Here is a 15,258-nt window from a genome sequence, read left to right on the forward strand (position 1 = left end):
TAATAAAAATATTCTACCGGAAAACCGGAGACAATCAACATTTGTTGAGGGGTCTCCGGTTTTTTCTATAAAGAGTGGAATATCCAGAGAGGAGCGGGAATTTCGGAGAGAGGCAAGCAGTTGATCACACAGAAATAACTAAACATAATCGAGGGGTGCAGACAAAATGAAGTTGAAACATTCAGTGACCGTAGCTCTTATTTTTATTCTTATTATACTTTCAGCTTGCTCGAAAGAGGCTCCTACAGCAGCAGCGACGGACCCGGCCAAACCGACCTCAACATCTGCGCCGAAGGAAGCAACTAGCACCGAACCCATCACCTTGAAATTTTACAACAGCAGTGGGACGTTTACGAATACGGAATTTAAAACGTTTATTGCCGATCCGGTTAATAAAAAGTTTCCAAATATTAAGGTAGAGCGGATCGAGCCACCAACTGGAACAACACCGGAAGATTTCTTTTCCTCCGGACAAATACCCGATATTATTTATTCCAGCTCCAGCTCACACCGGAAAGTCATTAGCCTGGGCGTTTTGCTGGATTTAAACGAGTATGTGAAAAAGTATAATTTTGATCTCAAACGGATTAAACCGGAAATGTTGAGCTATGCCAAGGAATTGTCGAATAAAGGCGAGCTGCTGGAGCTGCCGTTCAATTCCAATCAACATATTCTTTACTACAATAAAGATATTTTTGATAAGTTCGGCGTTCCTTACCCGTCCGATACGCAGATGACCTGGGAGCAGGCATTAGAGCTGGGACGTCAGCTAACCCGAACAGAGAACGGCGTGAACTATATCGGTATTGATGCGGAAGGTCCTATCGGGATTGCCAAAAATCTGGCGCTGCCGGTTATCGATCCAAAAACGGGTAAATCGTTGTTAAGCACACCGGACTGGGTTCGCGTATTTAACGTAGCCAAGCAAAATTATGAAATTCCCGGTTATATCGGAAAAGCTGATAAGTATGTGTACGGACGCGATGAGTTTATGAAGGACCGCAACCTGGCGATGAGGCCTACGTGGCTGGCCAATATGGTTGGACCACTTGAGGAGCTTCGTCAGCAGGGACTTGAAGTGAACTGGGATATTGCACCTGTGCCTACGTTCAGTGATCAGCTAGGAAAGTCGCGTGAGGCACAAAACCATACGCTGTCCGTGTTTACCAAAAGCACACATAAAGACGAAGCGTTCCAAGCAATAGCTCATATTTTATCCGATGATACGCAAAGGATTCTTTCCCGTAACGGCAGGGTGCCTTCGATTATTAATCCGGAATTGGAAAAAGAATATGGTGCCGATCTTCCAGTGCTAAAGGGCAAAAAAGTACAAAATGTATTTGCCGTCAAGCCGATTCAGGAGCATACCTCTCACCAGTTTGAGCTTGATATTAATAAATTTGTGACGGATGCGGCGGCAAGTATTGCTAAGGGTACAGACGTAAATACAGCCATTCGCAAAGCATCAGAGAGCATAGATAAAGAAGTCGAGCGACTGCAGAAAAATCAATAATCCAGCTGCAGGGGAGCAAAGCGCCATGAAAGCTTGCGCTGTGCTCCCCCGAATATATTGAAAAGCGAGGTGCTTATTCATGAGTGAGACGAATCGCAAGCTGCATATAAACTTATTTCTTTTTATGGCCGGGCATCACGAGGCAGGCTGGAGACATCCGCTTGCTCAGCCGGAGCGTACGTTGGATGTAAACTTTTACAAGCATTTGGCCCAAACGGCTGAACGCGGCCTGCTGGATTCTCTGTTTATTTCCGATAATTATTCGGGAACCTGGAGACGGTTTGAGCCCTTTACTCTCCTATCAGGCTTGGCTACAGTAACCGAGCATATCGGCTTGATCGCGACGGTCAATACGACCTATAATGAGCCTTTCCATGTAGCACGTAAATTCGTATCCCTGGATCACCTGAGCGGTGGCAGGGCTGCCTGGAATATTGTAACTGGCGGTGGCTCGGACGCGCATAACTTCGGATTAGACGAACACCCGGAGCATGCCAAGCGATATGAAAACGCCGAGGAGTTCGTCGAGGTTGTTAAGCAGCTGTGGGACAGCTGGGAGGACGATGCCCTCATTTATGACAAGCAGGCGGGTGTCCAAATCGATAGCAATAAAGTACACGAAATCAATTTTAAAGGCAGCAGCTATTCGGTGAAGGGTCCTCTCAATATTCCGCGAGGTCCACAGGGTCATCCTGTGCTGGTGCAGGCGGGTTCCTCAGAAAGCGGCAAAGAGCTGGCTGCCAAAACGGCGGAAGTGATCTTCACGGCACAGCAATCGTTAACGGGTGCACAGGATTTTTACCGTGATGTTAAATCAAGGTTGGCCAAATACGGACGCACCCCGGAGCAGCTGCAAATTTTGCCGGGACTTAGCCCGATTCTTGCCGATACGGTGGCAGAAGCGAAGGATATCGAGAATGAGCTGTTTGAGCTGACGGATTGGCAGGGCGCGATCAACCGGCTTTCCGAGCGGCTTGGCCTCGATTTTAGCGGATATTCACCTGACAGCCGTATTCCCTCCATAGAAGGTGCACGTGGAACCGAAACGATTCAGGGGATGAAGAGCAGGCATCAGCTGCTGATCGATCAAATCAATACGGAAAAACCAACATTTCGTGAGCTTATCACACATCTGGCGGGTGCTAGGGGACATCTTACCTTTACAGGCACACCTCTTCAATTAGCCGATGTGATAGAGCATTGGTTTAAAGAGCGGGGCGCAGATGGTTTTAATCTAATGCCGCCGATATTCCCGAGTGGACTTGAGATATTCGTCGATAAGGTGATTCCTGAGCTGCAAAATCGCGGATTGTTCCGAACCGCTTATGAAGGTAAGACTCTTCGTGAGAATCTGGGTCTGGCTCGTCCTGCTAATATTCGTCATGCTGTGACGCAATAGGCGTATGACTTCAAATCGAATGAACCTATGACAAATACCCCACCTAAACCACTCGATAAGTGGAATGGGTGGGGTATTTGTTTAAACTACGGATTTTAATCGACTCATCTCAGGAATAATCGAATTGCAGGCTTTGTTTAATCCGGCGATAAATCGGAATGCAGGGCCATGCGTATGTGAGGAGAGCGGACCGGCAAAATAAAGACCTTGCAGACTGCTTTGAAAATGAGCATCTAATAGGGGAAATTGAGCGAAACCATCGTCTTCACGCTGAATTCGCTGCAGCAGCTGCTGATCAAGGAAAGGAACACGGTCCAAATCAATTCGGAAGCCGGTAGCCGTTAGCACATGGTCGACAATCCGATGCTCACCATTGGTTAGCTTAAGATAGAGCTTTCCGTTAGCGGTCGTTGTTGCAAGCTCAACCGATACATGAGCAGTTTCACGTATTTTTCCATCGACATAAGGACGCAGGAAGCTGGCAATGCTGCCGGCTGGCTGTACCCAACGCTCTTGCTTTTTCTCCAAAGGCAAATCGTAAAAGGTGCTTGCCAGCTCAATCAATTCGATGCCTGTGGCAGCTTTGACGCTGTAATTTGGAGCTTCACGCCGATAAAGAAGTTCACATTCGCTGTCCGCCAGATGCAGCAAGGCTGCGGCTTCCCAGGCACTTTGTCCGCTTCCGATCACAGCAACCTTTTTCCCGGAAAACGAGCTGAAGCTGCTGTAGCCAAACGTATGGGAGACGAGCTCAGAGGAAATTCCCTTGAAAACCTCCGGGATATAGGCGTAGTGCTGCAGACCCGTTGCAACGATCACGTTATGGGCTGAATAAACCTGACCGTTTTCAGTTATGACTGAATACCCGTCTTGATTGGAATTTAAAGGCTGCAGTTGAGTCACATACTCCTGGGTAAATACGACATTCGTTTTGGCAGCAAACCAAAAGGCATATTCAACGAAAACAGGGCGAGGTAGAGGAGTCGTTATTTCAACCCCTGTTTCTTCCGAAAAACGTTCCAACGTATACATCGTCTGTGGGTCGGATAGTCCTATGGATATTGGATTGGTTCGGATAAACATCTCCTGCGGCATTTGGTTTTTCCAGAAATGCATGGGATAACCCAGTAATTTGTAGGTCAAACCATGAGCGGAAGCATGAGCCGCCAATGAAATTCCATAAGGACCTACGCCTATAATAATCAAATCCAGCATAGTGGTCCTCCTAAAAGTTTTGCGAATGCAAAACTAACTTCGTAAGCGTCAACTGAGTTTTGCGAATGCAAAACTAACTTCGTTACTTCAATTCAAAGCCTTGATCGTGCAGGAATTGTGTGACATCATCCCGTTTTTTGGATTTCAAACGCTTAGCCACTTCCTTGGACCAGTTGGTGTCTCGATTACCGCCTACTCGGGTTGCCATAAAAGCCTGCAAGGACCAGTTATACTGCTCTATGCCTTCGTCGTAGCTGTCGGTGGAATAATGTTCACGGTGCAGAATCGTTTCTAAAGGTAAACGGGGGCGATAGCTCGGCTCTTGATCCGGGTACCCGACACACATGCCGAATACAGGATAAACCAGCTTAGGCAATCGAAGAAGGTCGGACACTTTACGGATATTATCGCGGATACCTCCGATATATACGGCGCCCAAACCAAGCGATTCAGCTGCAAGTGTAGCGTTTTGGGCTGCCAGAGCGGCATCAACTGTAGCAATGATGAAAATTTCAGTGGTATTAGGTATTTGAACATCGTCTACTGCAGAGGCGGCATGCTGAAGGCGGTGCAGATCGGCGCACCAGACCAGGAATACAGGACATTCCTCAATATACGATTGATTCGCGGCCAGTTTGGCAAGCTCGCTCTTGGTCCCAGGATTAGTTACAGCAATCACACTGTAAGCCTGCATATTACTGGAGGTTGGAGCGCTTTGTGCGGATTGGATAATCGTCTTGAGCTGCTCATCGGTCAATGGGTCCGACTTATACTTGCGGATGGAACGGTGTTGCTGCAATTGGCTTATTGTGGAATTCATGGCGTGTTCCCCTTTTCAAATAGTAAAAGCATGATTGCTGGATAACAAAAAAACCGAAGACTTGGGCACAAGGCCAGTCTCCGGTCATCCGGTAGCTAGTAAATATACACACTATTCGCAGTGTAATACTATGTTTAAATATAACATCGTTTAGTGCTACTGTCAACGTTCATCTCTACGGATAGCTTATGCGAATTTCCGCTGATGCATACCGTTTGGTGCTTATAGCCTATGCTTCAAATATGGTTTGCTGGGTGTATCATACGTATCTTCGGCTGCATATCAGGGATTTACAAGATGCATGTACCGCATGTATAATATGAATTAACTAAATGATTAAGAAAATTAAAGGAATGAGCGAGCATATCTAATAAAATGATTTATTTACAGCAGGTTAAACAAAAAAATATGTCAGAGATTCTGGAACGAATATGGGAATACCGTCAAGTATCGCGTGTGGAATTGGTTGAGCTTACGGGTCTGACTTCGGGTACGATCACCAATCTTACACATGATCTGATTCAATTGGGGATTTTACGGGAAAATGAAGCGATTTCGGGAAATGTGGGGCGCAGACGCGTTATGTTAGGATTTGACCCGCGTTTTTATCGCATTATCGGGTTGGATATCGGACGTACCAGCTTTGAAATTATCGTGATGGATTTGAATGGAACCATTATAGAATCCATTGAACGAGAAATGGACGGCGTTCAAGGACCGGAAGCTTATTTTCAGGTAATCACACCGCTTCTATCGGCAGTTAAACAGGAAATCGAAGCTGCAGGTGGACAAATCTTAGGATTGGGAGCAGGTATTCCGGGCCCCATCCATTATGAGAGTGGAACTTTACTTGCACCTCCCAACTTTCCCGGCTGGAGTGACTATCCGCTGAAGCAGGTGCTGGAGCAGAAATTTGGATTTGTTACGCTTATTGAGGATGATGCGAGAACTTCCGCAATGGCCGAACGCTGGTATGGACTTGGAAAAAATGTACAGAATCTCGTTTTAATTACGATGGGGATCGGGATCGGCGGCGGGGTCGTCACCAATGGTAAAATCGTTCGCGGAACGAATGGACTATGTGGTCAGGTAGGCCATATGACGATTGTGTTGGACGGTAAAATGTGCGATTGCGGCAACCGTGGCTGTTGGGAAACGGTCGGGTCCATTCCGGGCATTCTTAACCGTTGGTCACAGGGCAGCACGCTAGAGGAGCTGCAGGCAGCTATTCGACAAGGAGAGCCCGATGCCATTAGGTGTATCGAAGAGACGCTTGCTTATTTAGAGGCAGCATTAGTTAATGTTCAGAATTTGTACGATCCCGAGCTCATTTTGCTTGGAGGCAGATTGTTTCCATTGCTGACAGACCATTTGGATCAATTGAAGCCGCGTTTGCAGTCAAGATTGTATGCTTTTGCCAAAGATCGCTTGAGAATCGAGCCAGCAACCTTCGGTACGTCTCAAAGCGCGGTTGGCGCTGCTGCTTTGCTGTTTGGCTTTCTGTTATCTGAGCCTGTTCGATTGTTGTCGCTTCACGATAGCTAGTCCCTGTCCGTTCCGGGCAGGGGACGGATTCATTTTTTTTGAATAATTAACTTAATAATTAAGTAAATATAAAATGGGGTGTACAATGACAGATCTGTTGTATCGATCGCTTCGTAATCAAGGCTGTCGAATTGTTGACGACATCGATTATAAAGGCTATCGCTCCTTGCTGCTGGAAAATGAAAAGCTGCTGATTCATTTGCTTTTGGATAAAGGGGCTGAGCCTATTCGTTGGCTGCATAAACCTACAGATACCGATTTCATTTGGATATCGGGACAGGGCTTGATTCGTGCCAACGCCTTATACTCAGACTACCAAAGCAGCTATTTGGGCGGTTGGCAGGAGATGCTGCCGGAGGTGAGCTGTACTTCACAATATCGGGGAGCGACCGTTCATCGCGGAGAATCAGCAGTGACGCCTTGGGACTACCGCATTATTAAGGATGATCCGAATGAAATTCAAGTTGTACTGATCAACTGTATTCGTTCTTTGCCTTTTCGTCTTGAAAAGCGGATTACGCTGACTTCGGGAAGCGGAACGGTGAGAATCGAGGAGACGCTGTACAACTTGTCGCCGACAACTTCGTTAGAAGCGAACTGGGGACATCATTTGGCATTCGGCGCTCCATTTATAGGCCGGGAAACGGTTATTTCACTGGGAGAAGGCGCACAAATATATGATCCCGTCAGCGGTGAAAGCTGGGAATGGCCTTTTATGATAAAAGATGAGGTTGCTGTGGATTTATCGATAATGCCTGCTCCCGGTACCGAAAGAGATCTGCTGTTCATTAAAATGGCAGCCTATCAATATCGCTTGACCAATCCGCTTAAAGAAGTAGCGCTCGAGGTTCGATGGGATGGGAAAGTATGGCCTTATTTGTGGTATTGGCAAAATTTTATGGCAGACCGCGATGCCCCGTTTTTTGGGCGTGATTACAACATAGGGCTGGAGATGTTCAATGTGCCGCCGAAATTGACATTGAGTGAAGCGGCTGAACAGGGATACGCGTTGGAGGTTCCTGCCGAAGGGAGCATTACTTCTTGGCTGGAGATTGAGGCAATTCCTGTTGCGAACTCATTTTTGCATAAGTGAAAGTGTCATGTTATCAGTGTGATGGATAAACCGCAAAGCGACCGTGGTGTTCTGGACACTTATGGAGTTGGTTTTTGTATACGAAAAGCTTTAAGGAGGAACCAAGTGACACACACAAAACGATTATCTTTTGATGGTATTCAAACCAATTCTGTGTATTCACGGACGAATCTGGTCACGATCGCCAACATGGCACGTCCCTACGAAGAGCAAGCGGTTGCTTTTGCGGCTGCGGAAGCACCTCAGTTTCAGGAGCTGATAGAGCATATACTTGCAATACGACAGGCTGGCAAGCCTGTAATCTGGTCGATGGGTGCACACGTTATCAAAAATGGTTTATCCCGATACATCATTGAGCTGGTCAGGCATGGATTCGTGACGCATGTATCCGGCAATGGAGCGACCAGCATTCATGATTTCGAGCTGGCCTTTCTCGGCGAAACCTCCGAGGATGTAGCCCGTTCCATCGAAGATGGATCTTTTGGGATGTGGGAGGAAACAGGACGCTATATGAACGAAGCGATCCAACAGGGAGCAGAACAGGGCTTGGGCTATGGTTCCAGCCTTTACCAATATGTATCGACGAATCCTGAAAAGTTCCCATATTACGAGGACTGCGTGTTTGTTCAGTGCCAGAAATACGGCGTCCCTTATACGTGCCACATTTCCATTGGAACGGATATTATTCACCAACATCCCATCGTCGATTTTGCGGCTTTGGGAAAAGCTTCCGGTGAGGATTTTGACCGTATGTGCGAGTCCATTGCGGAAATGAGCGACGGGGGTGTATGTCTAAATTTCGGCTCGGCTATCTCAGGACCGGAAATTTTTCTTAAGGGGTTATCGCTTGCCCGCAACCATGGGCTGCCTATGCGCGACATTATCGCTGCCAACTTCGATATTGTGCCGGTGGTGGCAGATGGAATGCCGAAATCAACAGATCCGGAATACCATTATCGTCCACGGCGTGTATTTGTCGATAGGCTGAACGAGCTTGGGGGCACCGGTTATTTATTTCACGGGCTGCACCAGCAGACGATTCCGACGTTGTTCCACAGTCTTTTGAGGAGAAAGCAGGAGCTCGGAATCGAATTTCCGCCAGCCGATCCCGCAATCAGCGTCAGGCAAGGATCAACCAAGGGAAATGAAACCGTTCTATATCCGATTCATACAAGAATTAGCAGACTGCATGTGAAGGATCTGTCCGATCCGTTAGTGAGCTTGGCTAGCGAATCCTTCTCGAATCAATCGGATACGCAGCAAGCTTGGCAGCCTCCGCATTTTGACGAATTCATGCAGCGGCTGCTGTTAGCCAGAAAGCATAACTGCCACATTCTCGTCTCCATTGGAGGTAATATGATAGGCAGCGGCGTCAACCGTTATCTGATCGATCTGATCCGACGAGGCTTCATTACTCATATCGCTGTGAATGGAGCCGCCTGCTTCCAAGATGTAGAACTTGCGCTATGCGGTCAGGCAGAAGAGCGAGAGGATGGCTATTTGCACGAAGGAAAGCTCGGAATGTGGCAGGAGGCCGGTGACCTGATCCATCAGGCGCTTGAAGAAGGTCATGCTGCAAAACGTGGATACGGTGAAAGCTTGATGGATTACACCCATAAGCATCTGCACAGGCTGCCTTACCTTGAGGAAAGTTTACTGGGAGCGTGTGCTAAATACGATATTCCTTATACATGTCATATTACGATAGGTACCGATGATATCCAGCTGCATCCCAAATCGGATTTAAGTATTCAAGCCGGAGCCAGCGGCTATGATTTTCAATCGTATTGTCATACGGTAGCGCATCTGGAGGGCGGAGTGTTTATGAACTTTGGCTCGTCAGTTACCGGGCCTGAAGTATTTCTTAAGGCACTGTCGATCGCCAGAAATTTGCAGTATCCTGTAAATCAGATTACGACCGCCAATTTTGATATCATCCGGCTCGGTGATTATTCAACTAAAGTCGGCTATGCCGATTGGGAGTATTACTACCGTCCGCGCAAAAATATTGTACACCGTCCCACCAGTCTTGGGGGGAAAGGATTTCATTTTGAAGGCTTGCATCAGGAGACCGTGCCGGCAATATGGAAAGCAGTAGAAGCAGCCCGGAACAAGTAGTTTAAGGAAACAAATAGTTAAAAGTAGTGAGAAAGTCCAATTCGGATCACGATAAAAGGAGACAGACTGGAATGACAAATGAAAAACAGAGAGGGCCGATTAAAGCGGTGCTGTTCGATTTTGACGGTACGCTATCTACACTCAGGGCAGGATGGGAGGAAGTGATGGTTCCTCTGTTCAAAGAAATGATTACCGGCAGCCAGCAGCTGACAACTGAGGAAGCAGAGAAGCTGAATGAGGAAATTATCGATTATATTGATCAATCAACCGGTATTCAAACCATTTTCCAGATGCGCTGGTTAGCTGAAAAGGTGATAGAAAAAGGCTGGAATCCGAATGTACTCGGAGAGTGGGAGTATAAAGCGGAATACAACAGGCGTCTGCTGCTTCAGGTGAATGATCGGATCAGAGGTTTACAGACGGGGGTGTATCGACCAGCGGATTTTTTGATAAAGGGCTCGGAACAATTGCTTGAACTGCTTCAGCAGCATGAAATACCGATGTACATCGCAAGCGGAACCGATCATCCGGATGTGGTTAATGAGGCAGAGGTTCTAGGGGTTCGGACTTTTTTTAAAGAAATTGCTGGTGCTCCGGTTGGGCGTGCGGACTGCTCCAAGGAGAAGGTCATCAGGGAATTACTCGGTCATGAGGAGTTCCAGGGTAAAGGCCTTGCTGTTATTGGAGATGGTAAAGTGGAGATCAGGTTGGCTAAGGAAAATGGTGCATTAGCGCTGGGGCTGGCAAGTGACGAGGACAAACGTGAGGGAATGAATCCCATCAAGCAGGAAAGACTGCAGGCAGCAGGAGCTGACTGGATAGCGGGAGATTTCACGGATACGTCAAAATGGATGCGATGGTTGGGATTAGATAGCTTAGATAGCTAGAAGGCTATATAGGTTCCGCTTACGAAGCAAGTATTGTTAACGTCTGCATTGGCAGTGACTGTTTGCCGTCATGCTGTCTACTTCATCCTATATAAAACTTTAAGGAGGATTATGTATGTTTTTAACATTGGATAAATTATGGAAGCGGATTGAGGAGATTAAGGAGCACCGTTATGTCGATCACCGCGAGCTGCCATCTTACTCGTTCTGGATCGATAAAGAGGCGGAAATTGCCGCAAAACCGCCAGAGGATACAGCTTGGGACCACATTGCTATTGGCGACAGATGGAATGGCTGGGATTTGACCGCTTGGCTGAAAACCGAAGCAACTATTCCTGCGGACTGGTCAGGTAGACAGATCGTCGGCCTGTTCGATTTTGGCAAAACCGGATCTGGTCATAACTGGGGGTTCGAATCTCTGCTCTATGTGAACGGAGAGCCTTATCAGGGCGTGGGCAGCAATCATACGGAGGTGTGGTTTCCAGAATCGTATTGTGGGCAAAAGGTAGAGCTGCTGTTTAAAGTATGGAGCGGACTAAGCGGAGCCGATGGTACAAAAACCGAGCAGGAGCATCAGCTCCGAATGTCTGCATTTGCCGTGCTTGAAACGGAAACAGATGATTTGTATCATACTGCGTTCGCAGTGTATCATACGATTCAGGTATTGGAGGAGAACCGATGGGAACGACAGGCGTTAGTGAAAGCGCTTGATCGTGCATTGCTGCTGCTGAATTGGAGGGTACCTGGCGATGAAGCATTTTACTCAAGCGTGAGGGAGGCCAATCAGAAGCTGAAGGATGAGTTGGCGAATCTGCCCAGCTACCAGCCTTTAACTGTTCGCTGTATCGGCCATACGCATATCGATGTGGCATGGCTATGGCGATTGAAGCATACAAGGGAGAAAGCGGTCCGTTCTTTCTCGACGGTACTGCGCTTGATGGAGCAGTTCCCGGAATATATTTTTTTACAAACGCAGCCGCAGCTTTATGAATATATCCAACAGGATTATCCTGAGGTATTTGCCAAAATTAAAGAAAGTGTTCAAGAAGGCCGCTGGGAGGCCGGAGGCGCAATGTGGCTCGAATCGGACTGCAATATCCCATCCGGAGAATCGCTCGTCCGTCAGCTTTTGTACGGCACCCGTTATTTTGAACATACCTTTGGTGTGAAGTGTGAATATTTATGGCTGCCTGATGTGTTTGGGTACAGCTGGGCGCTACCGCAAATTTTGCAAAAAAGTGGATTGCGCCATTTTATGACGTCTAAAATTAGCTGGAATGTGTATAACCGCTTTCCGCACGACACCTTTTATTGGAGGGGGATTGATGGGACCGAGGTGCTCACGCATTATATTACGACACCGGACCCTGATATCCCGGAGAGCACATTCACCCGCTTCTATACGTATAACGGACAGGTGCTGCCGGCTACATTAAGCGGGATCTGGAACAATTATCGTGATAAGGAGATCAACGATTCCGAGCTGCTGCTGTCCTACGGCTGGGGAGATGGTGGCGGGGGACCTACCCGAACGATGCTGGAAATGCGTAGAAGGCTGGAAAATATGCCGGGGCTGCCGAGGGCGACAACGGGACGCGCGGATGAATTTTTCAATAAGCTGGAGCAAACGGTAGAGCAAACGGACCGCTACGTCCATCATTGGGACGGAGAGCTTTATTTAGAGCTGCATCGGGGCACCTACACCTCACAGGGCTATGTGAAAAAGATGAACCGCCACATGGAGTTTTTACTGCGTGATGCCGAAATCGTATCGATTTGTAGCAGTCCGCTCACCAGTTATGCTGCTTATCCGCAAAAGCAGCTGTACGACAGCTGGAAGATTGTGCTGCGCAATCAGTTTCATGATATTTTGCCGGGCTCCTCCATTACGGAGGTATATGAGGATTGCCGCATAGAGTATGCCGAGTCGGAACAACTGGCTCAAGGAGCACTGCAGGATGGGTTAAGTCAGCTAACCTCCTGCGTCGCTGTGGAAGGTGGCGGTTGGTTAGTGTTCAACTCTCTGCCATGGACGCGCAGCGAGCTCGTGGACTTATCCTGGAAAGAGGAATATGCTGGGCAGCAGTGGGTAGATGCTATCGGACGTGTGCTTGCCACAGAGCGGATTAGCGTGCATGCTGATGGAATGGAAGATAAGCTGCTGCTGCTGATCCATGACATTCCGGCGATGGGATATATGACGATTCGTATGGAGCCAATAGAAGCAGGAGTTGCAGTAGAAGTAGTAGATGTAATAGAAGCAGGGGATGCCATTGAAGCAGTTGCATCGACAGATAAGGCTGGAACAGCAAATTCGACTGCATCGAAGCTGCCGGGAACACCAGCTTCGTCGACATCACCAGCATCATACGTATCAGAAGTATTAACAGCATCGCAAGCATCACACGTATCAGAAGTAACGCCAGCTTCGCCGCAGAATTCCGTATTCTCCATAACGGAGAATGGAGTGTCCACGCCGTTTTATGAAATCGAATGGAACGCAGCCGGTCAGATTAACCGCTTATTCGATAAGCGCTCTAATCGTGAGGTCATTGCCGCAGGCGAGACAGGTAACCGCTTTGATGTACATGAGGATAAGCCAGCTTATCATGATAATTGGGAAATCGATATTTTTTATGTGGAAAAAGTTCGTCATGTTACGGATCTGCGTTCTGTAACTTGGCTGGAGAAAGGCCCGCTGCGTGCTGTCGTTCAATTCGAGTGGGCATATGGGAAGACGGTCATACGTCAGGAACTGATGGTGTATGCGCATCACCCTCGGATTGATTTCTCCACTTGGGTGGATTGGCACGAGCGGGAGACTCTACTCAAGGTTGCGTTCCCGGTATGCGTTCGTGCAGCGGCGGCGACTTATGAAATTCAGTTCGGACACGTACAGCGTCCAACCCACTGGAATACTAGCTGGGATTACGCTCGTTTTGAGACATGTGCTCATAAATGGGTCGATCTGTCCGAACGAGGTTTCGGCGTCAGTCTATTAAACGATTGCAAGTACGGTCACGACATCAAGGACCATGTGATGCGGCTCACATTGATTAAATCGTCCAACAAGCCTGACCCCGAATGTGATAAGGGTGAGCATACCTTCACCTATTCCTTGCTGCCTCATGATGGCGACTGGTTCACAGCCGGCACCGTAGAGCAGGCTTATCGCTTAAATGTTCCGGTCGTTGTTACCGAAATACAGGCTCAAGACAGCCCTCCAGCTGTGCATTCACTCCCAGCACAGCTAAGCTTCATCGGTGTGAGCGGTGATCATGTCATGATCGATACCGTCAAGAAAGCCGAGGATTCCGACAGCTGGATCGTCCGCTGCTATGAATATGCGGGTAAACGGGGAGATGTAACCTTTACCACGCATTTCAATATCGTCGAGGTCGAGGAGGTCAATCTGGTTGAACGTGAAGGTGTTCCTTTCCACCATGGCACGCATGGCTTCGAAGCTTTCTTCAAGCCATTTGAATTGAAAACGTTTCGGATCGTATTGGCAGCACCGCAGGGGAATAAGGAAGGGAGACTGCCGTATGTGGAGCGATGAATCATTGGGGCTATCTTCAATTAAGAAATTTAGCGGTTTAGCTAGGGAGCACGTCACTGATATTTTGCAGCGTATTGCCCGTTTAAAGGTGGGGGTGATCGGTGATGGCTGTCTGGATATGTACTGGCATGCGGACATGACGGTTAGTGAATTGTCCAGAGAGACACCACACTATAATGTACCGGTAATTGGGGAGCGCTTCGCTCCCGGTGCCGCCGGTAATGCAGCGGTTAATTTCAAAGCACTTGGCTGTGAAGAGGTTAGCTTCTGTTCAATTGCTGGCGACGACTGGCGCGGACATCTGCTGAAGGAGGCTTTACGTTCACGCGGCATCAATGATGCATTCGTGCACTTGGAGGCGGGGCGAGCGACTCCAGCCTACTGCAAGGTTATGCTGCATGGACTTCAGGAGGTGCGACAGGAAGCACCACGGATAGATTTTATCAATACAGAAGGTTTGACCGATGCTGCTGGGCACAGGGTCGTTCAACAGCTGGACCGGATGGCGGAAAGAGTCGATGTCATTAGCGTAACCGACCAGCTGCAGCATGGTGTGGTTGGTGCTGCCGTTCGCGAGCGGTTGAGCTACTGGGCAGGACAGGGGAAACAAATCGTTGTAGACAGCAGGGATCGGATCGGTAAATTCAAGAGTGTCGTGCTCAAGCCGAATGAGTTGGAGGCACTGCGCTGGTATAACGGAAGCTCCAAGCATCAACAAGCTACGGAAGGTGATATATTAAAAGCAGGATTGCAATTGAGTAAAAGCGCTGGTGCTGCCTGCTGCATTACTTTGGGGGAAAAGGGAGCGGTGTGGTTCGAGAATGAAGAGATGACGCTGGTGCCGACGCAGGCGGTGCCGCCTCCGATTGATATTGTAGGTGCAGGCGATTCCTTCACAGCCGCGTTTTTATCCGCTTGGGGAACCGGATGCTCAGGGCCTGAAGCAGCAGCATTCGCACATCTGGCCGCAGCGGTAACAGTGAGTAAATGTGGGGAGACAGGAACAGCCTCTCCAGAAGAGATAATGGAACGCTGTGATCACAGCGAAGTCTAGCAGTCCGGTGAAGAACGAGTGCAGCTGCCGAATGAATCTGGAGAAACGTAAGCGT

At 48.3% G+C, this 15,258-nt stretch carries 10 protein-coding genes; 8 read left to right on the forward strand and 2 right to left on the reverse strand.

All coding sequences use genetic code 11. The features are described 5' to 3' along the window. Positions 1-166: 166 nt before the first annotated feature. Both BM210_RS10770 and BM210_RS10775 read left to right on the forward strand, forming a co-directional pair. A complete protein-coding gene (locus BM210_RS10770) occupies positions 167-1,513 on the forward strand; it encodes an ABC transporter substrate-binding protein (RefSeq protein ID WP_091167799.1) in 1,347 nt (448 codons plus the stop codon). A gap of 79 nt (positions 1,514-1,592) precedes the next feature. Next, a complete protein-coding gene (locus BM210_RS10775; protein ID WP_091167800.1) occupies positions 1,593-2,912 on the forward strand; it encodes an LLM class flavin-dependent oxidoreductase in 1,320 nt (439 codons plus the stop codon). A gap of 81 nt (positions 2,913-2,993) precedes the next feature. Here BM210_RS10775 and BM210_RS10780 read toward each other — a convergent pair whose 3' ends face one another. Beyond that, positions 2,994-4,127, reverse strand: a complete 1,134-nt coding sequence (locus BM210_RS10780) for an NAD(P)-binding domain-containing protein (protein WP_091167801.1) — start codon at positions 4,125-4,127, stop codon at positions 2,994-2,996. An 82-nt stretch (positions 4,128-4,209) separates the two neighbouring features. Next, a complete protein-coding gene (gene nfsA / locus BM210_RS10785; protein WP_091167803.1) occupies positions 4,210-4,947 on the reverse strand; it encodes an oxygen-insensitive NADPH nitroreductase in 738 nt (245 codons plus the stop codon). Between the two features lie 408 nt (positions 4,948-5,355). Between nfsA and BM210_RS10790 the strand changes: the two genes are divergently transcribed. The 6 genes from BM210_RS10790 (at position 5,356) to BM210_RS10815 (ending at position 15,203) form a co-directional block, all read left to right on the forward strand. Next, positions 5,356-6,492 carry an ROK family protein gene (locus BM210_RS10790; RefSeq protein ID WP_218184916.1) on the forward strand — a complete coding sequence of 379 codons (1,137 nt, stop codon included), beginning with the start codon at positions 5,356-5,358 and terminating at the stop codon, positions 6,490-6,492. Positions 6,493-6,577: 85 nt separating this feature from the next. Continuing rightward, positions 6,578-7,585, forward strand: coding sequence for a DUF4432 family protein (locus tag BM210_RS10795; RefSeq protein WP_091167806.1), 1,008 nt, complete (start codon positions 6,578-6,580; stop codon positions 7,583-7,585). Positions 7,586-7,690: 105 nt separating this feature from the next. Further along, entirely contained in the window at positions 7,691-9,703 is a 2,013-nt protein-coding gene (locus tag BM210_RS34290; RefSeq protein ID WP_143101035.1) for a GSU2086 family protein, read from the forward strand. Positions 9,704-9,774: 71 nt separating this feature from the next. Further along, a complete protein-coding gene (locus BM210_RS10805) occupies positions 9,775-10,590 on the forward strand; it encodes an HAD family hydrolase (protein ID WP_091167808.1) in 816 nt (271 codons plus the stop codon). 115 nt (positions 10,591-10,705) lie between these two features. Further along, entirely contained in the window at positions 10,706-14,149 is a 3,444-nt protein-coding gene (locus BM210_RS34750) for an alpha-mannosidase (protein WP_177237750.1), read from the forward strand. Then, the gene (locus BM210_RS10815) at positions 14,136-15,203 is read left to right on the forward strand and encodes a bifunctional heptose 7-phosphate kinase/heptose 1-phosphate adenyltransferase (RefSeq protein WP_091167809.1); all 1,068 of its coding nucleotides are present in this window, start codon (positions 14,136-14,138) and stop codon (positions 15,201-15,203) included. The genes BM210_RS34750 and BM210_RS10815 overlap by 14 nt, the downstream gene beginning before the upstream one ends. Positions 15,204-15,258: the final 55 nt, after the last annotated feature.

It is taken from the genome of Paenibacillus sp. 1_12 (genome assembly GCF_900114475.1).
GTDB lineage: Bacteria > Bacillota > Bacilli > Paenibacillales > NBRC-103111 > Paenibacillus_S.

Coding starts and splice junctions, on each gene's coding strand:
- BM210_RS10775 (WP_091167800.1), top strand. CDS start 1,593: ATGAGTGAGACGAATCGCAAGCTGCATATAAACTTATTTCTTTTTATG.
- BM210_RS10795 (WP_091167806.1), top strand. CDS start 6,578: ATGACAGATCTGTTGTATCGATCGCTTCGTAATCAAGGCTGTCGAATT.
- BM210_RS10815 (WP_091167809.1), top strand. CDS start 14,136: ATGTGGAGCGATGAATCATTGGGGCTATCTTCAATTAAGAAATTTAGC.
- BM210_RS10790 (WP_218184916.1), top strand. CDS start 5,356: ATGTCAGAGATTCTGGAACGAATATGGGAATACCGTCAAGTATCGCGT.
- BM210_RS10805 (WP_091167808.1), top strand. CDS start 9,775: ATGACAAATGAAAAACAGAGAGGGCCGATTAAAGCGGTGCTGTTCGAT.
- BM210_RS10780 (WP_091167801.1), bottom strand. CDS start 4,127: ATGCTGGATTTGATTATTATAGGCGTAGGTCCTTATGGAATTTCATTG.
- nfsA (WP_091167803.1), bottom strand. CDS start 4,947: ATGAATTCCACAATAAGCCAATTGCAGCAACACCGTTCCATCCGCAAG.
- BM210_RS34750 (WP_177237750.1), top strand. CDS start 10,706: ATGTTTTTAACATTGGATAAATTATGGAAGCGGATTGAGGAGATTAAG.
- BM210_RS10770 (WP_091167799.1), top strand. CDS start 167: ATGAAGTTGAAACATTCAGTGACCGTAGCTCTTATTTTTATTCTTATT.